This is a genomic window from Zhongshania borealis, from assembly GCF_039539625.1.
GTDB classification, from domain to species: domain Bacteria; phylum Pseudomonadota; class Gammaproteobacteria; order Pseudomonadales; family Spongiibacteraceae; genus Spongiibacter; species Spongiibacter borealis.
The window spans coordinates 385032-410252 of the sequence record NZ_BAABDM010000003.1 but is presented as its reverse complement, the minus strand read 5'-3'; the positions used below and the strand labels follow the sequence as shown (position 1 = coordinate 410252).

At 50.9% G+C, this 25221-nt stretch carries 24 protein-coding genes; 17 read left to right on the top strand and 7 right to left on the bottom strand.

The features are described 5' to 3' along the window. Positions 1-102: 102 nt before the first annotated feature. The gene (rimO, locus tag ABD836_RS11255; RefSeq protein WP_344935844.1) at positions 103-1416 is read left to right on the top strand and encodes a 30S ribosomal protein S12 methylthiotransferase RimO; all 1314 of its coding nucleotides are present in this window, start codon (positions 103-105) and stop codon (positions 1414-1416) included. Continuing rightward, positions 1416-2135: a 16S rRNA (uracil(1498)-N(3))-methyltransferase gene (locus ABD836_RS11250; RefSeq protein ID WP_344935842.1), complete on the top strand. Its 720-nt coding sequence runs from the start codon at positions 1416-1418 to the stop codon at positions 2133-2135. The genes rimO and ABD836_RS11250 overlap by 1 nt, the downstream gene beginning before the upstream one ends. An 18-nt stretch (positions 2136-2153) precedes the next feature. On the opposite strand, the gene ABD836_RS11245 is transcribed toward ABD836_RS11250, so the two are convergent. Together ABD836_RS11245 and ABD836_RS11240 are read right to left on the bottom strand one after the other, a co-directional pair. Then, on the bottom strand, positions 2154-2738 hold the full coding sequence (locus tag ABD836_RS11245) for a 2-hydroxychromene-2-carboxylate isomerase (protein ID WP_344935839.1): 585 nt from the start codon (positions 2736-2738) through the stop codon (positions 2154-2156). 14 nt (positions 2739-2752) lie between these two features. Then, positions 2753-3493: an SDR family oxidoreductase gene (locus ABD836_RS11240; RefSeq protein ID WP_344935836.1), complete on the bottom strand. Its 741-nt coding sequence runs from the start codon at positions 3491-3493 to the stop codon at positions 2753-2755. A gap of 98 nt (positions 3494-3591) precedes the next feature. Between ABD836_RS11240 and ABD836_RS11235 the strand changes: the two genes are divergently transcribed. Further along, positions 3592-4089: a winged helix-turn-helix transcriptional regulator gene (locus ABD836_RS11235; RefSeq protein WP_344935834.1), complete on the top strand. Its 498-nt coding sequence runs from the start codon at positions 3592-3594 to the stop codon at positions 4087-4089. Between the two features lie 95 nt (positions 4090-4184). Next, positions 4185-5060 carry a lysophospholipid acyltransferase family protein gene (locus tag ABD836_RS11230; protein ID WP_344935832.1) on the top strand — a complete coding sequence of 292 codons (876 nt, stop codon included), beginning with the start codon at positions 4185-4187 and terminating at the stop codon, positions 5058-5060. Positions 5061-5103: 43 nt separating this feature from the next. On the opposite strand, the gene ABD836_RS11225 is transcribed toward ABD836_RS11230, so the two are convergent. From ABD836_RS11225 to ABD836_RS11215, 3 genes are read right to left on the bottom strand one after another with little or no spacing between them, the layout of a single operon-like run. Then, entirely contained in the window at positions 5104-6156 is a 1053-nt protein-coding gene (locus ABD836_RS11225) for a 2-oxoacid:ferredoxin oxidoreductase subunit beta (protein WP_344935829.1), read from the bottom strand. Continuing rightward, entirely contained in the window at positions 6156-8012 is a 1857-nt protein-coding gene (locus tag ABD836_RS11220) for a 2-oxoacid:acceptor oxidoreductase subunit alpha (RefSeq protein ID WP_344935827.1), read from the bottom strand. The genes ABD836_RS11225 and ABD836_RS11220 overlap by 1 nt, the downstream gene beginning before the upstream one ends. A gap of 1 nt (position 8013) precedes the next feature. Next, a complete protein-coding gene (locus ABD836_RS11215; RefSeq protein ID WP_344935825.1) occupies positions 8014-9795 on the bottom strand; it encodes an FAD-dependent oxidoreductase in 1782 nt (593 codons plus the stop codon). A 266-nt stretch (positions 9796-10061) separates the two neighbouring features. Here ABD836_RS11215 and acnA point away from each other — a divergent pair, with 266 nt between their 5' ends. From acnA to ABD836_RS11200, 3 genes are all read left to right on the top strand, one after another. Further along, positions 10062-12704: an aconitate hydratase AcnA gene (gene acnA, locus ABD836_RS11210; protein ID WP_344935823.1), complete on the top strand. Its 2643-nt coding sequence runs from the start codon at positions 10062-10064 to the stop codon at positions 12702-12704. Between the two features lie 89 nt (positions 12705-12793). After that, complete coding sequence (locus ABD836_RS11205; protein WP_344935821.1) at positions 12794-13159, top strand: DUF6489 family protein; 366 nt, start codon at positions 12794-12796, stop codon at positions 13157-13159. A gap of 29 nt (positions 13160-13188) precedes the next feature. Continuing rightward, positions 13189-14775, top strand: coding sequence for a nitrilase-related carbon-nitrogen hydrolase (locus ABD836_RS11200; protein ID WP_344935819.1), 1587 nt, complete (start codon positions 13189-13191; stop codon positions 14773-14775). Between the two features lie 38 nt (positions 14776-14813). On the opposite strand, the gene msrA is transcribed toward ABD836_RS11200, so the two are convergent. Next, positions 14814-15458 carry a peptide-methionine (S)-S-oxide reductase MsrA gene (gene msrA, locus ABD836_RS11195; RefSeq protein WP_344935817.1) on the bottom strand — a complete coding sequence of 215 codons (645 nt, stop codon included), beginning with the start codon at positions 15456-15458 and terminating at the stop codon, positions 14814-14816. 214 nt (positions 15459-15672) lie between these two features. On the opposite strand from msrA, the gene speD reads away from it, so the two are divergent. The 5 genes from speD to ABD836_RS11170 all read left to right on the top strand — a co-directional run bounded on the left by speD (position 15673) and on the right by ABD836_RS11170 (position 20641). Continuing rightward, a complete protein-coding gene (gene speD / locus ABD836_RS11190) occupies positions 15673-16128 on the top strand; it encodes an adenosylmethionine decarboxylase (RefSeq protein ID WP_344935815.1) in 456 nt (151 codons plus the stop codon). Continuing rightward, the gene (speE, locus tag ABD836_RS11185) at positions 16121-16969 is read left to right on the top strand and encodes a polyamine aminopropyltransferase (RefSeq protein WP_344935813.1); all 849 of its coding nucleotides are present in this window, start codon (positions 16121-16123) and stop codon (positions 16967-16969) included. Before speD ends, speE begins: the two co-directional genes overlap by 8 nt. A gap of 278 nt (positions 16970-17247) precedes the next feature. After that, entirely contained in the window at positions 17248-19503 is a 2256-nt protein-coding gene (locus ABD836_RS11180; protein ID WP_344935810.1) for an Orn/Lys/Arg family decarboxylase, read from the top strand. A 27-nt stretch (positions 19504-19530) separates the two neighbouring features. Then, complete coding sequence (locus tag ABD836_RS11175; RefSeq protein WP_344935807.1) at positions 19531-19761, top strand: hypothetical protein; 231 nt, start codon at positions 19531-19533, stop codon at positions 19759-19761. Positions 19762-20458: 697 nt separating this feature from the next. Beyond that, positions 20459-20641 (top strand): hypothetical protein, encoded by a 183-nt coding sequence (locus ABD836_RS11170; RefSeq protein ID WP_344935804.1) that lies wholly within the window; start codon positions 20459-20461, stop codon positions 20639-20641. On the opposite strand, the gene ABD836_RS11165 is transcribed toward ABD836_RS11170, so the two are convergent. Beyond that, entirely contained in the window at positions 20616-21557 is a 942-nt protein-coding gene (locus tag ABD836_RS11165; protein WP_344935801.1) for a type II secretion system F family protein, read from the bottom strand. The two genes, ABD836_RS11170 and ABD836_RS11165, sit on opposite strands and share 26 nt — an antisense overlap. Positions 21558-21673: 116 nt before the next feature. On the opposite strand from ABD836_RS11165, the gene ABD836_RS11160 reads away from it, so the two are divergent. From ABD836_RS11160 to ABD836_RS11140, 5 genes are all read left to right on the top strand, one after another. Continuing rightward, the gene (locus ABD836_RS11160; RefSeq protein ID WP_344935798.1) at positions 21674-22159 is read left to right on the top strand and encodes a DnaJ domain-containing protein; all 486 of its coding nucleotides are present in this window, start codon (positions 21674-21676) and stop codon (positions 22157-22159) included. 77 nt (positions 22160-22236) lie between these two features. After that, positions 22237-22563, top strand: a complete 327-nt coding sequence (locus ABD836_RS11155) for a hypothetical protein (RefSeq protein WP_344935795.1) — start codon at positions 22237-22239, stop codon at positions 22561-22563. A gap of 63 nt (positions 22564-22626) precedes the next feature. After that, a complete protein-coding gene (htpX, locus tag ABD836_RS11150) occupies positions 22627-23514 on the top strand; it encodes a protease HtpX (protein WP_344935793.1) in 888 nt (295 codons plus the stop codon). Continuing rightward, complete coding sequence (locus ABD836_RS11145) at positions 23514-24158, top strand: class II aldolase/adducin family protein (protein WP_344935791.1); 645 nt, start codon at positions 23514-23516, stop codon at positions 24156-24158. The genes htpX and ABD836_RS11145 overlap by 1 nt, the downstream gene beginning before the upstream one ends. Positions 24159-24405: 247 nt before the next feature. Then, positions 24406-25200, top strand: coding sequence for a putative porin (locus tag ABD836_RS11140; protein WP_344935789.1), 795 nt, complete (start codon positions 24406-24408; stop codon positions 25198-25200). Positions 25201-25221: the final 21 nt, after the last annotated feature.

The following is a 25221-nucleotide window of genomic DNA, read 5'->3' as shown; positions in this document are numbered from 1 at the left end:
TGATGACCTCCAACCATGATTCCGCGTCACTAATCACAGAAACATAGGCGCCAGCCCCCCATTCCGGTAAAATGCGCCGCTTAAAGCATTTCAGAGGTTTCTATGACCAATCCCAAAGTCGGTTTCGTGAGTTTAGGCTGCCCCAAGGCACTGGTAGACTCCGAACGTATTCTCACCCAACTGCGCATGGAGGGCTACGATATTGTGCCCAGCTATGACGACGCCGACGTGGTGGTGGTCAATACCTGTGGTTTTATCGACAGCGCCAAGCAAGAGTCGCTAGACGCCATTGGTGAAGCCCTAAAGGCAAACGGCAAGGTGATTGTTACCGGCTGCATGGGCGACGACGCCAAAATTCGCGCTGTGCACCCCAATGTATTGGCTGTGAGTGGCCCGGCCGCCTACGAAGAAGTGGTTGGCGCAGTGCACGAATGGGCGCCGGCAGTACAAAATCACGACCCCTTTGTCGACCTAGTTCCTCCGCAGGGCATTAAGCTCACCCCCCGTCACTATGCCTATTTGAAAATTTCCGAAGGCTGCAACCACCGTTGCAGTTTCTGCATTATCCCATCTATGCGCGGTGATCTCGTGAGCCGCCCCATTGGCAGCGTGTTGGAAGAAGCAAAGCGCTTGGTTGACGCCGGTGTGCGCGAGATTCTGGTGGTATCCCAAGACACCAGCGCCTATGGCCTAGACACCAAGTACAAGCTCGACTTCTGGAATGGCCAGCCCATTAAAACCCGCATGTTAGAGTTGTGCGAGGCCCTAGGCGAAATGGGCGTTTGGGTACGCTTACACTATGTTTACCCCTACCCTCACGTCGACAATGTCATTCCGCTAATGGCTGAAGGCAAAATATTGCCCTATTTAGACATTCCTTTTCAGCACGCCAGCCCAAAAGTGCTAAAGGCCATGAAACGCCCAGCGCATCAGGAAAAAACCCTCGACCGAATTAAAAAATGGCGTGAAATTTGTCCCGATTTAGTTATTCGCTCTACCTTTATTGTCGGTTTTCCCGGCGAGACCGAAGAAGACTTTCAGATTCTGCTCGATTGGCTACAAGAAGCGCAGCTCGACCGCGTCGGTTGCTTTGAGTATTCACCGGTCGAAGGCGCTACTGCCAATGACTTAGAAGACCACGTTCCCGACGACATTAAAAAAGACCGCTGGCAGCGCTTTATGGTGGTCGCGCAAGAAATCTCAGCAGAGCGCCTACGCGCCAAAATTGGCACGCAGCAAGAAATACTCATCGACACCGTAGATGAAGAAGGCGCAATTGGCCGCAGTGTGGCCGACGCCCCTGAGATTGATGGCAAGGTTTACCTCGATGGCTTTACCGACGTCAAACCCGGCGACGCACTGGTCGTGAATATCATCGACTCAGACGACTACGACTTGTGGGCTGAACCCGCTTAATGAATCTGCTGCTATTGCAGCCTGAAGACTTAGGCGCCAACACCACAACAAAGCAAATAACCCTCAATGACGAGCGCGCAAAACACATTCGCCATGTTTTGCGCGCATCGGCTGGCGACACCCTCAAGATCGGCTTACTAAATGGTCTTACTGGCAAGGCAATTATCACCGCCATAACAGGTACCGGCGTCAGCCTTGAATTTGAACTACGTAACCCGCCACCGGCAAAGCTACCACTAACACTAATCCTTGCCTTACCTCGGCCCAAAATGGCACGGCGAATCATTCGCGCGGCAACCGAACTCGGCGCGGCAGAAATCATTCTGCTTAATAGCTACCGCGTTGACAAAAGTTACTGGCAAAGCCCGCTTGTCAGTGACGCGGCATTGCACAAAGCGATGTTAGAAGGTTTAGAGCAAGCTGGTGACACGATGCTACCCACACTGCGTCGGGCAACTCGTTTCAAACCTTTTGTTGAAGATGAATTGCCGAGGCTCCTAGCAAATAAAATCGGGCTGCTCGCCCACCCCTACTCTGATCAAGGTCCACCTCAGGCTATTCAGCAAGAATGCGTACTCGCCATTGGTCCAGAAGGTGGGTTCATTCCCTATGAGTGCGAAAAACTTATCGCGACTGGAATGCAGAGTTTTAGCCTAGGCCCGCGGATTCTAAAAACAGAAACCGCTGTTTCTACCTTAATAGGCCGCTTATTTCTGTAAGCTATCGTCCACTGCAAATTACTGTAAAGCGCGCTCCAAATAGTCCAGGCGATCTTGGCCAAAAAACATCTCATCACCAACGAAGAACGTGGGTGCACCAAAAACATGGCGCTCAATCGCGTCGTTGGTAATGTCCTTCAGTCGAGTTTTGACTTCATCCCGCTCACACAGCGTTAGCACTTCAGCGGGGTCGAAACCGGCAGCGTTTAAAACCTCGCTCACGCCGTCTAGCGTTGTCATGTCTTTTGCATTTACCCACAGCGCTGTAAAAATAGCGTTTAAATAATCGTGAAATCGCGGGCTATCGATATAGGCAACGGCGCCCCGCATTAACATTAAGGTGTTGACTGGAAAATGCGGATTAAATTTGAAGGGCGTATTGTAATAATCTGCGGCGCGCTGCAGATCCACCATCATATAGCGCGCTTTAGTTGGAATCATTGCAGGTGATTGATTGCCTGTCGCTTTAAATACACCGCCTAGCAACATTGGCTTATAAATAATTTCGGCGCCACTGCGCTCAGCAAGGGCCGCCATTTGTGCCCACGCAACATAACTTGCCGGACTACCCACGTCAAAAAAGAACTCTACTGCTTTAGTCATGATTACCATTCCTGCTAAAAGGTTTCTTGCCACGGGCGCAGATCAAATTCATGCGTCCAACAATCTTTGGCTTGCCGATGTATTTGCCAATACTGCTCTGCAATATGCTCAGGATCAAGAATCCCAGCTTGTGCTTTGCTTGCATATTTATCGGGGAAATTGTCTTTAATAAACGCAGTATCAATTGCGCCATCAATAATAGAGTGTGCTACGTGGATACCCTGCGGGCCGAGCTCTCGAGCCATACTTTGCGCTAAAGCACGCAGCGCAAACTTGGCACTGGCAAAGGCGCTAAAACCACTAGCCCCACGCAAAGAAGCCGTGGCCCCAGTGAAAATGATCGTACCCTTGCTCCTTGGCAGCATCACTTTTGCCGCCTCGCGACCAGTGAGAAAACCCGCAAACGCCGCCATTTCCCACACTTTTTGATATACCCGCGCCGTAGTTTCCGTAATCGAAAACATAACATTCGCGCCAATATTGAACACCACTACCGCTACCGGGCCAATATCGCGTTCGATAAATTCAAACAGGCCCACCATCGCCCCTTCTTTTCGTGCGTCACAGCCTAGCGCATGCATAATACCGCCTTCCGCCTCGATCTCCGCTCGCAAGGGCTGCAAAGCCTCGGCATTTCGGCGTGTTGCCACAACCGCAAAGCCCTCACGCGCGAAACGCTTGGCGATAGCGCCGCCGGTCGCATCGCCCGCACCAATCACCACCGTCACTGGCCGCCTGTTCTCTTTCCTTGCCATATCTCACCTTAAGTTCTAAAAAGGAACCAATAAAATATAGGTTCCTTTTTAGAACTTGTCAATTTATTCTAGCGATACCCAACACAGAGGATTGCGCAATGCGCTGGGAAGACTTAGACCAACAACCATGTTCTCTCGCCCGCACACTCGCCGTTGTCGGCGACCGCTGGACCTTACTCATACTTCGCGACAGCTTCCTTGGAATAAGGCGATTCGACGTCTTCGAACAACGCCTAGGTATTACTCGCCATGTGCTCACTGATCGGCTTAAAAAGCTTGTTAGCTACGGCGTTCTCTATAAGTCGCCTTACCAAGAGCGTCCTTTACGTGAAGAATACCGACTGAGTGATAAAGGACTAGAACTCTATCCCGTGATACTTGGCTTAGTCAGCTGGGGCGACAAACACATGAGTGACGAACGCGGTGCGCCTATCGTGCACACCCACAAAACCTGCGGCCTGCATATGCACCCAAGCACCCACTGCTCCGAATGCGGCGACGCCATTACCGCCAAAGATGTAAAACTGAGTGTTGGGGTAAATTGGCAAGGTCATTTAGATGAATTTTTGCCCAAGAAACCTGCTACACAAACGTAAGCGATGACCTAAGGCACGTAAAATCGACGAAATTACTATTCCCCTGCTGCTCTGCTAAAATGCCCGGACGCCCAAGCCTTGAGCAGGATCACTACATGGCATTTACGGATAAAAACACAGAACCCTATAGCGGCGAAGACCTCAATCGCTACATTGATAAAGCGCTACAGGTTTCCCCTCCTGACTCAAAAATCAGGAATCTAAGCTATAAAATCATCAAGCGGATGTTCCAACCGCAATTGATTAATACAAACAAAATTCCGGCCAAGCCCTGCCTATTTGTAGCCAATCACGCCATGTATGCGGTAGACGGCCCAATTATTGGTTTACCGATGTTAGCCGAGCAGGGTCGGTTTTTACGGGCGCTAAGCGACAAGTTTATGTGGAATTCCATCAACGAATCCGCGCTCTTGAATCAGGGAGCGGTTATTGGCCACCCCGATGTTTGCTCGGCGCTAATGGAAAATGGCAGTGACCTGTTGGTTTTCCCCGGCGGCGCCCACGAAGCTACCAAATCAACGAAAGAGAAATACACGCTTCTTTGGAAGGAACGCTACGGTTTTGTGAAACTCGCCGCGAAGCACGGCTACACGATTGTTCCGACTGCTATTGTTGGTCCCGAAGACTTCTACCGGCATTTAGTAGAGGGCGCGGACCTACCCAACAGCCTGATTGGCCGTGCCCTGACCCGGGTCGGTCTTATCAATGAAAACACACGTAGTGACTTAATGGGCCCCATCCCAATCGGCTTATTTGGCACACTTATCCCCAAACCACAGAAATGTTATCTGCAATTTGGCGAGCCGCTGGACCTCAGTAAATATAAAGGTAAACGCCTTGCTAAAAAGACCATGGTGAACCTGCGTCAACAAGTCGCCGATGAAATTATCAGCATGATTCAGCCGCTGATTGACAAGCGCGACGCAGAGCAGTTACAAAGCGGACGCATTCGACGCTTCCTCACAAAGTAAAATACTTACGCGCGCTAGCAAACTCAGTTAAAAACTGACGTAGCTAGCGCCAACTCTCGTTTAGCTTATCCAATACGTTCTGCCCCGGACAAAGTTCGGCCGCCGCCAAATCACGCAAGGGCGTTTTACTGGTGCCAAGTATTTCATGCAGGTCTTGTGAGTCTTCGTCCATGTACAACAAGCCGGTAAGTATCTGATCCTTGGCCTTGTAATCTTTAATCAAGCGTAGTGCGGAACGGCGACTGGTAATATCCAATTGCGGGTCTGCTTTGTGCAAATGCACGACAGAGCCATCGTGCAGAGTGACCTCCTTCGACTGCCCCTGTTCATAGTCAGTGGAGATCTCGTCTTTAAAGGGCACAAAATCGACCGTTCCTGTCGCGGCCAAATGCTCTCGCACATGCTCATAGCCTTTGGTCGATTTAGGGTTATTATTAAAGGTGACGCAGGGTGAAATGACATCGATAAAAGCGAAACCCCGATGACTAATTGCCGCTTTAATCAGAGGCACCAATTGCGCGCGATCGCCCGAGAAGCTGCGCGCGACAAAGGTGGCACCGAGCTGCAAGGCCACACTGGCTAAGTCGATTGGCTCAAAGTGATTAGGCTCGCCCTTCTTGCTGGCCGAGCCGATGTCGGCGGTGGCGGAATCTTGTCCCTTGGTTAAACCATAACAGCCATTGTTCTCGACCACGTACATCATATTCAAATTGCGGCGTACCACGTGGGTGAATTGGCCCATACCAATAGACGCAGTATCGCCATCGCCGGACACACCAATATAAATCAATTCCCGGTTCGCTAAATTGGCGCCGGTAGCCACCGAGGGCATACGACCATGCACCGAATTAAAACCATGGGAGTTACCCAAAAAATAAGTCGGCGTTTTAGACGAGCAACCAATACCCGACAATTTGGCGACCTTATGTGGCGGAAGCGACAGCTCAAAACAGGCTTGCACAATGGCTGCACTAATCGAATCGTGGCCACAACCAGCACACAGCGTTGAGATCGCACCTTCATAATCTTTGCGGGTAAAACCCAGAGTATTGCGAGGTAAATCCGGGTGACGAAAAGCAGGACGAATATAAGTCATTACACAGACTCCTTAACTGGGTGCTGTTTACGCAGGGAACGAATATTATCGCCACGCACCACCTGCAAAATTGCTTCGCGAATTTGCTTCGCAGTAATAGGGGTTCCGTTGTAATTCAAAATTGGAATGAGTTGCCGAGGTGAAATCAGGCACTCATTAACAAGCAGCGTACGCATTTGGGCATCTCGGTTTTGCTCTACCAAGAACACCGTGTCGTGGTCTTCAATGAACGCGTCGACCGTTTTATTAAACGGAAAGCCTCGCAAGCGCAGGGTATCAATTGCCACACCCTCGGCTTTAAGACTATCAACCGCCTCGAGGGTAGCGTCCCGGCTGGTGCCAAAATGAATCACCCCGATGGCACTGCCTTTGCTGGCCTTAATCAGCTCCGGCGCGGGTACGCATTGTTTGGCGGTATCCCACTTTTTAAGCAGGCGCTGCATGTTCTTCTCATAGGCTTCACCGTCTTCAGTGTATACCGCGTATTCGTCACGGGAGGTTCCTCGGGTAAAAAACGCGCCTTTGCTGGGATGGGCACCAGGGTAGGTGCGGTAAGGAATTCCGTCGCCATCGATGTCCAAATAACGGCCGAAACGCCCATTCATTGCCTCTAATTGTGCTTCGTTAAACACCTTGCCACGCTGGTATTCACGCTTGTCGTCCCAAATCAGCGGCGACGACATGGTGTCGTTCATACCCAAATCTAAATCAGTGAGCATAATCACCGGGGTTTGCAGCGTCTCGGCCAGATCAAAGGCCTGCGCCGTCATTTCAAAACATTCACGGGGCGTCGATGGAAATAATAGTACGTGTTTGGTATCGCCGTGAGAGGCATAGGCACAAGCCAAAATATCCGATTGCTGAGTGCGAGTCGGCATACCGGTTGATGGCCCAGCACGCTGCACATCAATCAGCACGGTTGGAATCTCAGCAAAATACGCCAATCCCAAAAATTCGCTCATAAGCGAGATACCCGGACCACTGGTAGCGGTAAACGCGCGCGCACCATTCCAGCTCGCACCGATAACCATACCGATGGCAGCCAGCTCATCTTCGGCCTGCACAATGGCGTAATTTTTATTACCACTGCCAGGGTCGATACGCAGGCGTTTACAGTATTTATCAAAGCCATCAACCACCGAAGTTGATGGCGTGATGGGGTACCACGCCGCTACCGTAGCGCCGCCGTATATCGCGCCAAGACCCGCAGCAGTATTACCATCAATCAGAATTTGATCACCGACGGCATCACGGCGTTCTAGGCGAATACCCAGTGGGCAGGCATAGTGTTCGCTAGCGTAGTAATAACCCAGCTCCAAGGCCCGCACATTAGGAGTAATTAACTTTTCTTTGCCGCGAAACTGATCCGATACCAGCCCAGTGAGCACATCGAATTCAATATCTAATAATGCAGCCAATGCGCCGACATAAATCACATTGCGAAATAGTTGTTGCTGGCGGGCATCAGTGAATTCCCGCTGGCACAGGTCTTTTAGGGGCACGCCAATAAAGTGGATATCATTGCGTATCAAACGTAAATCGAGAGGTTTGCTTGAGTCATAAAAAAAATAGCCGCCGCTATCCACTTCCTGTATATCTTTGGCCATGCTTTGGGCATTCATGCCCACCATCATATCAATGCCACCACGGCGGCCAAGATAGCCCTTCTCGCTTACGCGCACCTCGTACCAGGTTGGCAGGCCTTGAATATTAGAAGGAAAAATATTCTTTGGGCTAACCGGTAGGCCCATGCGGAATACCGCCTTGGCAAACATATTGTTAGCGCTGGCGGAGCCGGTTCCGTTTACATTGGCGAATTTAATAACAAAGTCGTTTACTGCTTCGATTCGTTTCATCTCAGACGCCCTGCCCTGCTTTGCTCACCGTGTAGTAAAACTTTTGCATGTCCCAGGCCGCGGTCGGGCAGCGCTCGGCACACAGACCGCAGTGCAAACACATATCCTCATCTTTAATCATAGCGCGACCGGTGGCCAAATCTGCCGATACATAAATATCCTGTTCAGTATTTTTGGCCGGCATTTTTAGCTTGTTGCGCAGCTCCGCCTCGTCCACATCGTTAACGATAATACTGAGGCAATCAGTGGGGCAAATATCCACGCAGGCATCGCATTCTATGCAAAGTTTTTCAGTGAACACCGTTTGCGCATCGCAATTCAGGCAGCGCTGGGCCTCATGAAATGCCGTGGCAGCATCAAAGCCCAATTCAACTTCTAACTTGCGGTTACTAAGCGACTTTTCCAGTTCTGCTTGTGGTACGTGGTAGCGAACATCATTGGCCACTTCACTGTCGTAACTCCACTCGTGAATGCCCATTTTTTGGCTTACTAGCGTTACTCCAGGCGGCGGTCGCTTGGCCACGGATTCGCCCTGACAAAATAGATCTATCGATATCGCCGCCTGATGACCATGGGCCACGGCGGTGATAACATTTTGCGGACCGAACGCAGCATCGCCACCAAAAAACACCGTAGGATTAGTGGATTGAAAGGTGACGTCATCGACTACCGGCATATCCCATTTGCCGAAATCAATATCGATGGTGCGTTCAATCCAGGGAAAGGAATTCTCTTGGCCAATAGCAATAAGCACATCGTCGCAGGGCACAATCACCGGCTCCTCACCGGTGGACACCAAACTACGGCGGCCTTTGGCATCGTACACGGCTTTAACTTTATCAAAAGCCATTGCGGCCAAACGGCCATTATTAAGAATAAATTCCATGGGAACGTGATTATCTAAAATCGGAATACCTTCGTGTTGGGCATCTTCTTTCTCCCAGGGTGAGGCTTTCATTTCCGCAAAGGGACTCCGCACCACCACCTTAACTTCATCACCGCCCAAGCGTCTCGCGGTGCGGCAGCAGTCCATGGCAGTATTGCCGCCACCGAGAACAATAACTCGCTTACCTATCGCCTCGATATGTTCAAAGGCGACACTCGATAGCCAGTCAATGCCGATATAAATATTGGCCGCGGCCTCTTGCCGACCGGGAATTTCAAGATCCCGGCCACGAGGCGCACCACTACCAACAAAAACAGCGTCATAGTCTTTATCTAACACCGCTTTTAGACTGTCGACGTAGTGATTAAAGTGAGTCATCACGCCCATATCAAGAATACGATCGACTTCCTCGTTCAGCACTTCTTCCGGCAACCGAAATGCCGGAATTTGGCTGCGCATAAAGCCGCCGCCAGCGCGCTGATCATCGTATAAATCAATACTGTAGCCCAATGGCATTAAGTCTCTGGCCACCGTGAGCGCAGCCGGGCCAGCGCCAATCAGCGCAATGCGCCGACCATTCTTTTTCTTGGGAATGATCGGCATCAATGCGCTGATATCGCCCTTATTGTCGGCAGCGACACGCTTGAGCCGGCAGATAGCAACCGGCTCATCCTCGACTCTACCGCGCCGACACGCTGGCTCGCAGGGCCGGTCACAGGTCCGGCCAAGCACACCGGGAAAGACATTGGATTCCCAGTTAATCATATAAGCGTCGGTGTAGCGCTGGGCGGCAATTAAACGGATATATTCCGGCACTGGGGTATGGGCCGGGCAGGCATACTGACAATCGACAACCTTGTGAAAATACTCGGCGTCGCGGACATTAGTGACTTTCAATTCGCCCCCTTAATTTATATTTATTTGGGTAGCGAGGCGCCGGACGGCAAGGAGGCCGACACCCCTAATCGAATCCGATTACAGCACAGCGCAGACAATAATTCACCAGAAAAATAGCGCCATTTCAAAACTATCAACTAAGTCCCGCCGCAAGCGCCCCGCCACGAATACCAATTGCACCTTTTAGATGAGGAGAAACCTGCATTTCTTGCTGTCTGTGCTAGGGTAAGCGATGCACATACGACTACGGTCAAAGGAGTTTCACCATGCAGTCCACAAAACACCTGCTATCAGAGCTGATTTGCGGAGAGCAGAGCTATCAGTATTACGACTTACAAAAATTGGGCGATGAGCGTTTAGCGCAGTTACCCAAGTCACTTAAAATTTTGCTGGAAAACCAGCTGCGCCATTTCGACGGCGAAACGGTAAATGCCGACATTATTGTTGCGTTCTCGCGCTGGCTTGATCAACCCAGCGGTGGTGAAGATTTAAACTTCTCGCCAGCGCGGGTGCTGATGCAAGACTTCACTGGCGTACCGGCCATCGTAGATTTGGCGGCCATGCGCGACGCTGTTGCCAAACGCGGCGGTGACGTTTCCGCCATCAATCCGCAAATTCCAGTACACCTCATAATCGACCACTCGGTGACCGTCGACCAATATGGTTCGCCCCAAGCCTTTGGCGAGAATGTTGCCAAAGAAATGGAGCGAAATGCTGAGCGCTATCGTTTTTTAAAATGGGGCCAATCCGCCTTCCGCAACTTTAATGTTGTGCCGCCCGGCACCGGTATTTGCCACCAGGTAAATTTAGAGTACCTAGCGCAGGTCGTGTGGGTCAGTGAAGACGGCGCAATGGCCTACCCCGACACGGTATTGGGAACAGACAGTCACACCCCAATGGTGAATGGCTTGGGCGTACTCGGCTGGGGAGTTGGCGGCATAGAAGCCGAAGCAGCGCTGCTAGGCCAGCCCTACTCAATGATTCTTCCTGAAGTTGTCGGCTTTGAATTAAGCGGTAAACTAACCGAAGGGGTGACTGCGACCGATGTGGTATTAACCGTGGTCGAACTTCTGCGCCGCGAAGGCGTAGTTGGCAAATTCGTCGAATTTTTTGGCGACGGCCTCGCCGAGCTCAGCGTTGCGGATCGCGCAACCATCGCCAATATGGCCCCGGAATATGGCGCCACCTGTGGCTATTTCCCAGTAGACGACGCCACCCTCGCCTATTTAAAACTTACGGGTAGACCAAGCCAAACCATCGCGCTTACCGAGCAATATTGTAAAGCGCAGGGCCTATGGCGAAACCCCGGCGACACACCGCAGTTTAGCCATAGCGTGACACTGGATTTAAGCAAGGTTGAACCTTGTTTAGCCGGTCCTAGTCGCCCCCAAGATCGCGTTGCATTAGGCGATCTCGGCAATGCCATGCGTGACTATCTAAGCGACAATAATCGCGACCAAAATGAATTCGTCAAGATCGACGAAATGAACATCAAACTGCACCACGGCGATGTTGTGGTGGCTGCTATCACAAGCTGCACAAACACATCCAACCCCGATGTAATGATCGCTGCCGGCCTGCTTGCCCGCAAAGCGCGTGAGCGTGGCCTTAGGGTAAAACCCTGGGTCAAAACCTCGCTGGCACCCGGTTCAAAAGTCGTCAGCAAGTATTTAAATGACAGCGGCCTGCAAGACGACCTCAATTCACTGGGCTTTGACCTCGTTGGCTATGGCTGCACCACCTGTATTGGTAATTCCGGGCCGCTGCGGGAGCCTATTGCCCAAGCGATTGACAGCAAAGATATGGTCGTTGCCGCACTATTGTCTGGCAACCGTAATTTTGACGGCCGCATCCACCCTCAGGTTAAGGCCAGCTGGCTGGCATCGCCTCCGCTAGTGGTTGCCTTTGCACTGGCCGGCAGCACCCTGCGCGACCTGAATAAAGACCCCATTGCTACCGACAATAAAGGCGCCAAGGTTTACCTAAAGGATTTGTGGCCCAGCGCTGCCGAAATTCTTGAGGTGCGTAAAATTGTTAGCGGCGCCATGTACCGCGACGCCTATCAAGATCTCTATCTTGGCACCCCCGAATGGCAGGCAATCGAAGTCGAATTAAGCGATACCTACCCTTGGCAGGTCGATTCGAGCTATATCCGCTGCCCGAGCTTTTTCGACAACGCTAGCGTCGCCGACGAGTCATTCCCGACATTGCGCAGTGCACGCATACTCGGCGTTTTTGGCGATTTTATCACCACTGACCACATCTCACCGGCGGGTAAGATCGCGCCAGACAGTCCAGCCAGTCACTACCTGCAAAGCCTCGGCGTTGCCCCAGCAGACTTTAACTCCTACGGCTCGCGTCGCGGGAATCACGAAGTGATGAGCCGAGGCACCTTTGCCAATACCCGGCTTCAAAATAAACTGGTCGAGCGCGAAGGCGGTTACACCCTTTCCCCCGATGGTGCGTCGGTACTGCCCATTTACAAAGCAGCGATGAAATATATTGAAGCGGAGAAATCACTCGTTATTATTGCCGGCAAACAATATGGTACTGGCTCTAGTCGTGACTGGGCAGCTAAGGGGACCTTATTACTGGGCGTTAAAGCAGTTATCGCGGAGAGCTTTGAACGTATTCATCGCTCGAATCTTGTCGGTATGGGCGTCATGCCAATTGAATTCGACAAAGAAATTCCGAGAGAAATGCTCGACCTGCAAGGCGACGAAAACGTAGATATTGTCGCCTGCGAGAGCGAACTAAAACCCAAACAAATGGTAAGGGTAGTGTTGTCACGCAGCGACGGTAGCCGGCATGAAGTGCTTGGTAGATTACGCATTGATACCCAGGAGGAGCTAGCCTACTTCCGGCATGGCGGCATATTGCAGTACGTGCTCAGCCAATTAAATAGCTAAACTCAGCCATCCCCTATTTTTCGCTAATCATTGACGCGGCAACTGCGGATGGCATACTCAAGACTTGTCGTACGGGATAGAGGAATACCATGAAAATTCATCTCGAAGTTGAAATTAGTCCAGAAGAAGTGCGCCGACTTGTTGGCTTGCCAGACGCTCAACCACTTTGGGACGCGGTCTACAAACGAATTGGTGAAGGCGACACCGAAATGATTCAGCAAATGGCGAAAACCGCCTTTACGGAAGGAATGAAAACCCTCGATCTTTCCGCACGCGTGCTTAAATCACTCAGCGGCTTAGCCACGAACCGAAAAGCCAGCGACAAAGCCAGCGCCGATGCAAATAGTGATAAAAGTACCGCAAAAACTACTACCTCTAGGGCTACCTCAAGCAAAGCGGAAGGCGTAAAGTCCGCCACTGTTAGGCGCAGCGCCAGCAGTAAAAGTAAGGCCTAGATTTCCAGCCCCATTACGAGTTAATTATCATGGTTAGAAACACCACTGGTGGTAAAAAAATAGCGTCCACAGGTAAAGTCCTGCGGGTTAGAAACGCAATGATTAAAGATATTCCCGCCATTGCTGATTTATCCAAGCGTGTTTATGAGGGCACAGGAATCGACCCCTATACCCGCGCAGAACTGCGAGGCCAACTGAATAATTTTGGCGAGGGTAAATTCGTTGTCACCCTCGAAGACGATATTGTTGGCTATTGCGCCACATTTAGAATTAGTGGCGAGGTATGTTTAAAGCCCCATAGCTGGGCGGCAATAACAGCAAATGGCTACGGCACCCGCCATGATCCTGAAGGTGAATGGATGTATGGCATGGAGGTTTGCGTAGACAGCAGTGTGCGTGGTTATCGCATCGGACAGCGCCTGTATAATGCTCGTAAGAAACTCTGTGAATCACTAGGGCTAAAAGGCATCGTCTTTGTTGGCCGCCTGCCCAGCCTGTCTAAACGCATGAAAAAATATGGCAGCGCACAAAATTACTTAGATGCCGTGGTCAGCCAAAAAACCCGCGACCCAGTATTGTCATTCCAACTTCACAATGACTTTGAAGTGCTCGACTTAGTCCCTAATTACCTCAATGCCGACAAGGACTCTCTTGGCTACGGCGTTCATCTGGTTTGGCATAACCCCAAAGTTGAAACCGCCGCCGCTGCGGCCCACACCAAGCGCCATGGTGGCCGCCAGCCCGATACCGTTAGAGTTGGCACTGTGCAGTATATGCAGCGCCGAGTGCAGTCCTTCACTGAGTTCATGTCGTTTATTGAATACTTTGTTGACGTGGTTGCCGACTACAAAGGTGACTTTGTGGTTTTCCCTGAATTGATCACCTTGCAGCTTTTGTCGATTGAAGACCAAGAGTTAACACCGATTCAATCGATTGAAGCACTGACCAAGTACACACCACGCTATATTGAAGCCATGCAAGACTTAGCCGTACGCTATAACATCAATATTATTGGTGGCTCGCATCCAACCCGCGTAGCAAATGGTCGAGTTGAGAACATTTCTTATGTTTTCCATCGCGACGGCCGCGTTGATGAACAAGCAAAAATACACCCCACCCCCAACGAGGTGTATTGGTGGAATATTGAAGGTGGTAACGAACTACAAGTCATCGATACCGACTGCGGTCCCATCGGCGTGCTGATTTGCTACGACTCAGAATTTCCTGAGCTTGGTCGACACTTAGTCGATCAAGGCGCAGAAATTCTTTTTGTGCCCTTTTGTACCGACGAGCGCCAAAGCTATATGCGAGTGCGCTACAGCTGCCAAGCGCGGGCCGTTGAAAATCAAGTTTATGTGGTTATGTCTGGCAATGTCGGCAACCTACCTAACGTTGCCAATATGGATATTCAATACGCCCAGAGCTGTATTCTGACGCCTTGTGACTTCCACTTTGCAAGAGACGGTATCGCCGCCGACACCACACCAAACGTGGAAACCGTGGCCATTGCCGACTTACGCCCAGAAGCACTGAGGGTTGCCCGGAATAGCGGCACAGTGCAGAACTTGCGGGACCGTCGTCACGATCTGTATCAAATGAAATGGCGGGGTAACTGATCGTCCGACGTCCGGCGCCTGACGTCGGACAATTTTCCCTACAACGGGCAAGTCACTCCGGTACCACCCAAGCCGCAATAGCCTCCGGGATTTTTGTCCAAATACTGCTGGTGATAGCCTTCGGCATAGTAAAACTCACCGGCTATAACTATTTCAGTGCTTATTTCTGGCAAGCCCGCTTTGCATAAGGCCTGTTGATATTGCTCGGCGGAGACTTTTGCCAATGTCAGCTGTGCTTCGTCTGAACAGTAAATACCCGAACGGTATTGGGTGCCAATATCATTGCCTTGACGCATGCCTTGAGTCGGGTTGTGACTTTCCCAAAACAGCGCAAGCAGCTTTTGCGTATCAACTTGCTCCGGATCGAACACGACTAACACCACTTCATTGTGGCCGGTCATACCCGAGCACACTTCTTCGTATGTTGGATTTGGCGTATGGCCACCGCAATAGCCAACCGCCGTAGTGTAAACCCCGGCCTGTTGCCAAAATTTGCGTTCAGCGCCCCAAAAGCAACCCAGACCAAATATCAGCTGCTGCATATTTGCAGGAAACGGCCCCTCCATCGGCGTTTTTAATACAGTATGCGCCGGCGGGACCTGCATTTTCTCACTGCGGCCGGGCAACGCCTGGTCCGCACTTGGTATAACGGCTGGCTTACGGTAGCGGTCAAAAATACTCATGGCGGGCGCTCCTTATATACTTATTTAAACAAGCCACTACTATGCCCTGATTTGCCACCCCCAGGCCAGCGTCGCAAAGTCATAAAACCTTAAGTTCTTCAACGACTTTGGCATATCGCCAGCAAGGGGATTTTTACAGGATTTTTTATTGCTATTTGAGGGGAAACACGTTTAAATCGCCCGCTCTTTCACCTATGCGGGGGATTTATGCTAAATGAAAAGCCTAGATCATATGCCTTCTTTGGAGGCCGGCGCTGCCACGTGTAACCCGATTACACAATCCGACGAAAATCTCGACCACCTTATAATTCGTGACGGCGTTGCTTACGCTGGTACGCATTTAATTATCGATCTGTGGGGCGCATCCCACCTCGACGAACTCCCCCGCATGGAAAAAGCCTTTATTGACTGCGTCAATGAATGTGGTGCAACGCTGTTGCATATTCACATGCATCATTTCACCCCAAATGGTGGAATTTCAGGGGTTGCGGTATTAGCCGAGTCACACATCAGTGTGCACACTTGGCCAGAGCGCGATTACGCTGCATTTGATGTATTCATGTGTGGCGACGCAAAACCAGAATTGGCAGTCGAGATCCTGCAAAAGGCCTTTTCACCCTCTCGTATTGAGGTGGGAGAAAACCTGCGCGGGAGAATGGACGATGTCTGAGTGGTTCAACGAAACACTTCATGGCGACTACCACCAAGGTTTTAATGTTCGCGAGGTTTTGTTTGAGAGCAAGACCGACCATCAGCATTTAGTGATCTTTGAATCCGGCAGTTTTGGCCGCGTAATGGCGCTAGACGGTATTATTCAAACCACGGAGCGTGATGAATTTATTTATCACGAAATGCTGGCCCACACGCCACTATTCGCCCATGGCAATGCCAAAAATGTGCTTATCATTGGCGGCGGTGACGGCGGTCTGCTTCGCGAAGTGCTAAAACACCCCGAAGTAGAGAGCGCCGTACAGGTCGAAATTGACCAAGCTGTTATTGATATGTGCGTTAAGTACCTGCCTAATCACTCAGCCGGCGCCTATGAAAACCCCCGCGCTGAAATTGTGATTGGCGACGGCATCGATTTTGTTAAACAATGCGATCGCCAGTTTGATGTCATTTTATCTGACAGTACCGATCCTATTGGTCCCGGTGAAGTTTTGTTTACGTCACCATTTTACGAGGGCATCAAGCGCTGCTTAAAGCCCGGCGGTATTTTCGCTGCCCAGAATGGCGTGGCATTTATGCAGCCAGATGAAGTCAGTACCAGCCATAAGCGCCTGTCACCTCTATTTAGTGACACAGCTTTTTATGCTGCTGCAGTACCGACTTACATTGGTGGCATTATGACATTTGCTTGGGCCAGTAATGACCCCAGCGTTCGCGCCCTGGACTTAAGCACCCTGCAAGCTCGATTTACAGCCAGCGGCATCAAAACCCGCTACTACAATCCAGCACTGCATATCGGCGCTTTTGCTCTACCTCAGTACCTAGTAGACAGCCTAAACTGAGACATTGCCCGCAGCGATCGCGGCGGGCAAACTTTCGGCGTTTAGCCATAAACTCCAGCTATAATCTTTTCGTGCGTCTGTCCGTCTTATCCGGCAAAATAGCGCCAATTTGACTGACAGCCGTCATGGATTATTGTTAGGGTAGTATGCGGAAAGCTAATATTATTTGCTGCACCAAGCTAACACCAAAACCCGCGCTGTTGTCCTGAGTAATACATACCGCGCTAAAGGGCCTGGAGATATTCCGGGAAAAGCCAAAACCAACCATGGCCGTATAAATGAAATTTCGTTTCCCCGTCGTCATCATTGACGAAGACTTTCGCTCTGAAAACATCTCTGGCTCTGGCATTCGTGACCTCGCCGACGCCATTAGCAAAGAGGGCATGGAAGTCATCGGTTTAACCAGCTACGGCGACCTCACCGCCTTTGCACAGCAGGCGAGCCGGGCCTCCTGCTTTATATTGTCGATAGACGACGAAGAGTTTGGCGACGGCAGCGATGAGACCGTGAGCCAGGCCTTAGAGTCGATCGGGCAGTTCATGACGGCTGTGCGTCAGCGCAATACCGATATCCCGGTGTTTCTCTATGGCGAAACCCGCACCTCGCGCCATATTCCCAATGAAATACTGCGAGAATTGCACGGTTTCATTCACATGTTTGAAGACACACCGGATTTTGTGGCAAGACACATTATTCGCGAAGCCAATAAATATCTCTCAGCCTTGGCGCCGCCGTTCTTCCATGCGCTAATGAACTACGCTAGCGACAGCTCGTATTCTTGGCACTGCCCCGGTCACTCCGGCGGCGTAGCCTTTCTAAAAAGCCCAGTTGGCCAAATGTTTCACCAGTTCTTTGGCGAAAACTTACTCCGAGCCGACGTGTGCAACGCCGTAGAAGAACTAGGCCAACTGTTAGACCACACTGGCCCGGTCAGCGCCAGCGAGAACAACGCCGCACGTATATTCGGCTGCGACCACCTATTCTTTGTCACCAATGGCACGTCGACCTCCAATAAAGTCGTCTGGCACTCCACTGTCGCACCAGGTGATATCGTCGTCGTCGACCGCAACTGCCACAAGTCGATCTTACACAGCATTATAATGACCGGTGCGATTCCGGTGTTCCTAATGCCTACCCGTAACCACTACGGCATTATCGGGCCAATTCCAAAGAGTGAATTTGAGCCCGCGGCGATCCGCAAAAAAATTGAAGACCACCCCTTTGCACGCCACGCCGAAGACAAAAAGCCGCGCATTCTAACCATCACGCAGAGTACCTACGACGGCATTGTGTACAACGTCGAAGAAATCAAAGATATTCTGGACTCTACCATCGACACCCTGCATTTTGACGAAGCGTGGTTGCCACACGCTGCCTTCCACAGTTTCTACCACAATATGCACGCCATCGGCGCTGGTCGTCCGCGCTCAGATGACACCTTGGTATTTGCCACACAGTCTACCCACAAACTCTTGGCCGGCCTGTCGCAAGCTTCGCAGATTTTGGTTCAAGACGGCACCCAGAGAAAACTCGACACCCACCGCTTTAATGAGTCATATTTAATGCACTCGTCGACCAGTCCTCAGTACGCGATAATAGCGTCCTGCGACGTGGCGGCGGCAATGATGGAAGCGCCTGGCGGTACCGCATTAGTCGACGAGTCTATTATGGAAGCCCTCGATTTCCGCCGCGCTATGCGCAAAGTGGATGCAGATTACGGTGACGACTGGTGGTTCCGCGTTTGGGGACCCGAAGCGCTTGCCGAAGAAGGCATTGGTGATCGCGACGACTGGGTTATTCACTCCGACGACCGCTGGCACGGCTTTGGTAACATCGAGTCTGGCTTTAATATGCTAGACCCGATCAAGGCAACCATTATCACCCCCGGCCTGGACGTTGACGGCAACTTCGACGAGATTGGTATTCCAGCCTCGATCGTCAGCAAGTACTTAGCTGAACACGGTATTATCATCGAAAAAACCGGCATGTACTCTTTCTTCATTATGTTCACTATCGGCATCACTAAGGGCCGCTGGAACTCCATGGTGACCGAGCTACAGCAGTTTAAAGATGACTACGACCAGAACCTTCCCCTGTGGCGAGTAATGCCCCAGTTCGCTGCCAAATACCCAAAATACGAAAAAGTGGGTCTACGCGACCTGTGCAGCGATATTCACAACGTTTACAAAGAATACGACTTGGCCCGGATCACTACCGAGATGTACTTGTCCGAAATGGAAGCAGCCATGATTCCGGCAGACGCGTGGGCCAGAATGTCCCATCGCAAGGTCGAGCGCGTCCCTATCGATGAGTTAGAAGGCCGAATTACGGCCATGCTGGTAACCCCTTATCCACCAGGTATTCCGCTGCTGATTCCCGGCGAGCGCTTCAATAATATTATTGTGCGTTACCTGCAATTTGTCCGCGACTTTAATTCCCGCTTCCCTGGTTTTGAAACAGATTGCCACGGTTTGGTTAAAGAGAAGGTCAACGGCGTTGATCACTACTTTGTAGACGCGGTTATCGACGAGTAGGCAGCTCCCCCAAAGGGGTTCACAAATATGCGATTCACTAAGTGTATTGCCCTAGCCGGCCCGACAGCGCTCGGCTTACCGGCCCTACTACTGATCGCCTGCACCTCGCTTAGCGTCGCTCTCGATCCAGAGTTCAGCGACCACGCTGAGCTCTGTGCCGTAAGCGGAAAACAAGGTCTACTTCTGCGCCAACAACTCCGCTTTGGCCGCAATAGAAACAATCGGCCAGGGCAAGGTATGGTTGCGCAAAGGCATTAGCAAGCCCGAAGCCCAGCGCCTTGCGGCTACCGCCAGCGCCCTACTGCTTTACGAACCGCCGCAGAACGAGCTTTAACACCCGATAAATGGTGTCACCGAATCGCTTAAAGTGAAATATCGCATTAAAATAGTGCCTTAAATGGGTGCGAATGCCGCACTATTAACCTTTGCAACCAAGTAAACCCGTAACGCCTGCCCGCCCCGCGCCCTCCCGTTAACTCCGCGTTTTTTATACCTTTTACAGACAATATCTCGAAAAATGGGATTTTAACGCAGGGATGCAAACATATTATTTGCTTACTGGCGTGAACTTTGCTAGCTTCAAGGGGTCCGATCAATAGTTGAGATAAGTCGTATAGAATTAGCTTTTACCGCGTAGTAAACACCCACGTACGGAAAAGCAGTTAGCAGCCAAGCACTTGCTGCATACTGACACCATATCAATGACCAGCAACTTTTGGTCAAATCGGCAAAACCAAGCAAAATTCACGCGCAAATAATACGAAGTGTCATTTGCTGTCGCTGTAACACTTAAGCGGCACAATTTCACGACGACATAGATCGCAGAAAATTTTGTTTAAAACCAAATGCTGTCATACCGGTGTCACATCAAACAGAGATAGTGACCAACAGCAAAATAATAGATGAAACCATATTGGCAATGGAAGAAGGCGCAGAAGCGCAATGGAGAACGACAATGAATAAACAAAATCAGGAAGTGAACGTTAAAAACTTATGCAGCCGCAAATTGTGGGAGCTATTGAAAAACGCTGAATGGCACAATAAGTCAGAACGCTTTGCAATTGAGCGCGAACTGTCAGGTCGCCGCCACTATATTAAAGAACTGGAACAGCTTAGCGCCCGAGAAACAATGCATTAAGCACCACAATATAAGGCAGCAAACCTAGTAGTAACCAGGGCAGCCAGCCCGCCCAAAACACTAATTGTTCCTCACATGACCGATGAATCGCCAGGCCCAATAGGGCCGGCACTTGTTTTGCGTCACGCATTTCTGATGCCGGCGGCATAACAACCCCGTTCAGAATACCACTTCTCAGCAAAGCACTTGAAAAGCGTTCTCCTGACTCGACGTCACTTGCCAATTTATAATAACGGTTATTGACTGGCGCATCAGGTAAACGCCGTGCCGATTGTTTTAATGCTTGCGGCAATGAAAAATCCGCACTTATACAGTCGGCCAAGTGATTCATATAATGGTAGCTTTGGTACTGGGCCAACGCAGAGCCAAGCGCCGGCAAACGGTAAGCTACCGCAAGACAGCGACGCCGAAATCCAGAAGAATATTGCGCTACAAGCAACATCCCATAGACAACACCGAGCGGCAACAAGCCAGCTATAGCAAGCGTAATTGCCTGAGGCATTGTTGCGAAATCCCGACTCAGCAACAGCAGCGGCAAGCCCAGCGCGCATATTACTATTACTAGTACTGGTGCCCAAAGGTGGCGCCGCACACTGCGCCGAAACTCTGACTGCAAACGGTAGTGCTCGGCAAGGCGTAAATAAATTTTCGCCAAATTCCCCACCGCCAACCCCAACTGCATAAACTGCAGCTCCCAAGACGTGAACATGCCGCCTTCACGCAACTCATCAAGCACAATGCGCTGACCGCTGGCGAATTGTTCTGCGAGTTCATCCAACTGCGCGCGTTGGGCGGTGCGCTGTCCCTTGCTTAATAATGCCACGACCTGATCCCAATTGTTTTCACCAGACTGACTCGCCCGATATAAGGCTTGAAACAAAACAAAACGCTGCGCGGGGGAAGATCCTGAAGCCATGAACAAATCCATTGAATACATTTAGTGGGTCTAAGGCCCACAAGGCTTTATACTTTAGCACAGCTTAAATCGTGGGTAGTGATTGCACACGCAAATGCCCCCAGCAAGGACTTAGCATGATAATTAGAATTCTTTTTGCAGCGCTGATTCTCTACGGCCTGTACCGATTTGTAAAAACCGTACAAGCCAAACCCGCGGATGCGCGCCGCGGCTATTACATCAGCCTGATCATTGGTTTAGGCGCTGCAGCACTGGTATTACTGTCGGTAACCGGTCGAGTGCACTGGATCGCAGGCCTCATTGGCGGCGCCCTACCCTTTGTGCGCCAGTACGTTCTCAAGCATATTTATCATCGGATCAGCGGTTCAAGCAAAGGTAACGCTGAAAACGAGCAAGCCGCTCCCCAGCGGCCAAGCAGCAACATGAACCAACAGCAAGCCTTGTCGGTGCTCGGCCTCAAACCCGGCGCTAGCGACGACGAGATTATTGCCGCCCATCGTCAACTAATGCAAAGATTTCATCCAGACCGAGGTGGCAACGACTTTCTCGCCAGCCAAATTAATGATGCCAAAGATGTACTGCTGGGTAAGCGCGGCGGCTAGCCCACAGTTCACCTGCTTAGGCAAACGCGCTAAAATTTGCGCCGTCTCCATAACCGCTTATCCAGAAAAGGGATTCAATGGCTACTATTTTTGTCATCCAAAACCAACACGGCCACTACCTCGGTAAACAACAGCAATGGCTGGACGGCCGCGACAAACGACTGTTATTTCGCACCGCCCATAGCGACGAAGTGGCGAATATGATCTTTGAGCAAAGCAGCAAAGATATTCACCTGCGCGCACAAGCATTAGCTTGCGAGCTCGATGAAAGCAACCAACCCATCGTCAAAGCGGGACCGCCAATATTGAGTGCCGAGCAATCCCTGTTTGACGAAGAAACCGATGAACAGGCAACGTTGACAGACGACATCACAGCAAGCGAAGACGATATTTCTGCTCCATGACTTGAAACTCATGCATCTCGCCACCATCTAAGCAATGTCATATAACATCGGAAATCCTAAGTCATGATGCGAATTCTGTTATTTCTTGCCACTAATTTGGCTGTCGTTTTCGTTGCCAGCATTACCTTGAGCCTACTTGGCGTCGAAAGCATCATGGCCAACAATGGCGTCGATCTCAATTTATCCTCGCTTCTCATCTTTTGCGCTGTGTTCGGCATGAGTGGCTCACTTATCTCGCTACTTATTTCTAAATGGATGGCAAAGCGCGCTACCCGCGCACAGGTCATTACCCAAGCGAATACCAGCGAAGAGCGTTGGTTACTAGACACCGTTGCTGAACTCGCCCAGAAAGCCGGCATCGGCATGCCCGAGGTGGCAATATTCCCCTCGCCCTCGCCCAATGCCTTTGCCACCGGTTGGAACCGCAATGCCGCTTTAGTCGCGGTGTCCGAAGGTTTGCTACGCCAAATGCGCCGCAACGAAGTACGCGCAGTACTCGCCCACGAAATCGGTCATGTCGCCAATGGCGATATGATTACCCTGACGTTGATTCAAGGTGTGGTGAACACCTTTGTCATGTTCTTTGCCCGAATCATTGGTCACACTGTTGATCGTGCCGTATTTAAAACCGAGCGGGGCCATGGCATCGCGTTTTATATCACAACGTTTATCGCTGAAATGGTCTTGGGCATACTGGCATCGACTATCGTAATGTGGTTTTCACGGTGGCGAGAATTTCGCGCCGACGCCGCAGGCGCAAGTCTAGCTGGACGTGAGGATATGATCGCCGCCCTGCAGCGACTGCAAGCCCAGCAGGGGATACCCTCTGACCTCCCTGGTGAAATGAGCGCTTTTGGCATTAGCAGTCAGACCAAATCTGATTTAGCCGCCCTATTTAGTTCACACCCACCACTCGAAAAGCGGATTCAAGCCCTGCGGAATAGCCAGTAATGGCCTTCACCGTAGAACGCTCCCAGCTGGTTGCGGCCCTCCACGGCATGAGCAATAGCGGGCTTAGCCCCGGCGCCAGCGGCAATGTTTCCGTACGCACCGCCGATGGCGGCATGTTGATTTCAGCGAGCGGCCAGTCAGCTGGTGATATTCGGCCAGGCGACCTCGTTTACATCGACAGCGATGGCGATCTCAGCAAGGGCCAACGCAAGCCTTCTAGCGAATGGCGTATGCACTGGCAGGTGTATTGCGACCATCCAAACGCCGGTGGAATTGTGCACTGCCATTCGCGCTACGCGACAGTATTAGCTTGCCAGCGCAAAGCCATTCCCGCCTTTCACTATATGGTTGCCATTGCCGGAGGTGACTCTATTCCCTGCGCCGAATACGCAGGCTACGGCACCCAAGCATTGTCTGACTATGTCAGCGCCGCGCTGCAAGAGCGCCGCGCCTGCCTAATGGCCAACCACGGCCAAATTGCCTATGCCGCAGACCCATTGCGGGCTTTGGCCTTGGCAAAAGACATCGAAGAATTGGCAGCCAATTACTATTTAAGCCTTCAAGGTGGTAAGCCTATCATCCTAAGTCAGACCGAAATGGACGATGTTTTGAGCCGCTACGCAGGCTATGGCAATCAGGATTAATACAGTTCAGATGCATACTAGCTACTTAGAATAGCCGGTAGAATCCAATAGGTAAAATTCCCATTCCCTCGCGCATTTGTCTCCAAAATAGTGTGTTAAGCTCGAGTTGCCTGCGCACCATTTTGGCGCAATATATATTTGCGACAAAGTGATACGCAGTAGGCAATTAGAAACATCACATAATCATAATGATCTTGTCACACCCTCTAGATAGGGTAGTCGACAGTAAACAACGGGGATCCACACAATGAAAAGAACACTTTTAGCCAGTGCAATCGCGCTTATAGCAACGGGCCATGCCTACGCTGATTATCAATTCGAACTCGGCGCCGTATACACCCAAGGCGAAACAGCCAATACCGACTACGACGGTTTCGGCATCGGTGGCGAATTCCATTTTGATAAAGTAGATACCAGCAAGGGTCCGTTAGCTGAAGCAAGCTTCCTTGATAAGTCTTCTTTTGTTGACTTTGCCTTTCTCAGTGTTGAGCCAGACGTTGCTGGCGCAGACGATGTAGACACGACGAATATCGGTGGCCGGTTTGTTACTGCAACCAACCTCATCATCGAAGCCAATTGGTCTACAGTCGACACCGGTAACTCCGATTCAGACTCAATTCGCGTGGGCGTAGGTACTTATTTAAATGACAACACTGATGTCGTTGTAAGCTATACCAGTGAAGATGACAATAACGCCGATGTAGATTACCTCGACGTCGCTTTCCACGGCGTAAACCCGCTAAACCAAGGTACCTCCGTTGCCTATGACGTAGCAGTAGGTTACATAGACACCGATAACGATAGCGGCTACCAAATCGCTGTTGGCGGCACTTACTACTTCAATACCATGTTCGGTCTCGGCTTAAACGCTGGCATCGTCGATGTGGGTGACAGTTCTAGCGACACCATCAGTCTTGACGCTAGCTTCTTCCCCAACCCGCAAGTCGAAATATTCGCGTCGATTTTTGATTCAAGTATCGAGGTCAACAATAATGACGCTGATGCAGACGGCATTTTACTTGGCGCTGCTTTCCGCTTCTAATTTAACGTATTTCTGAGTGAC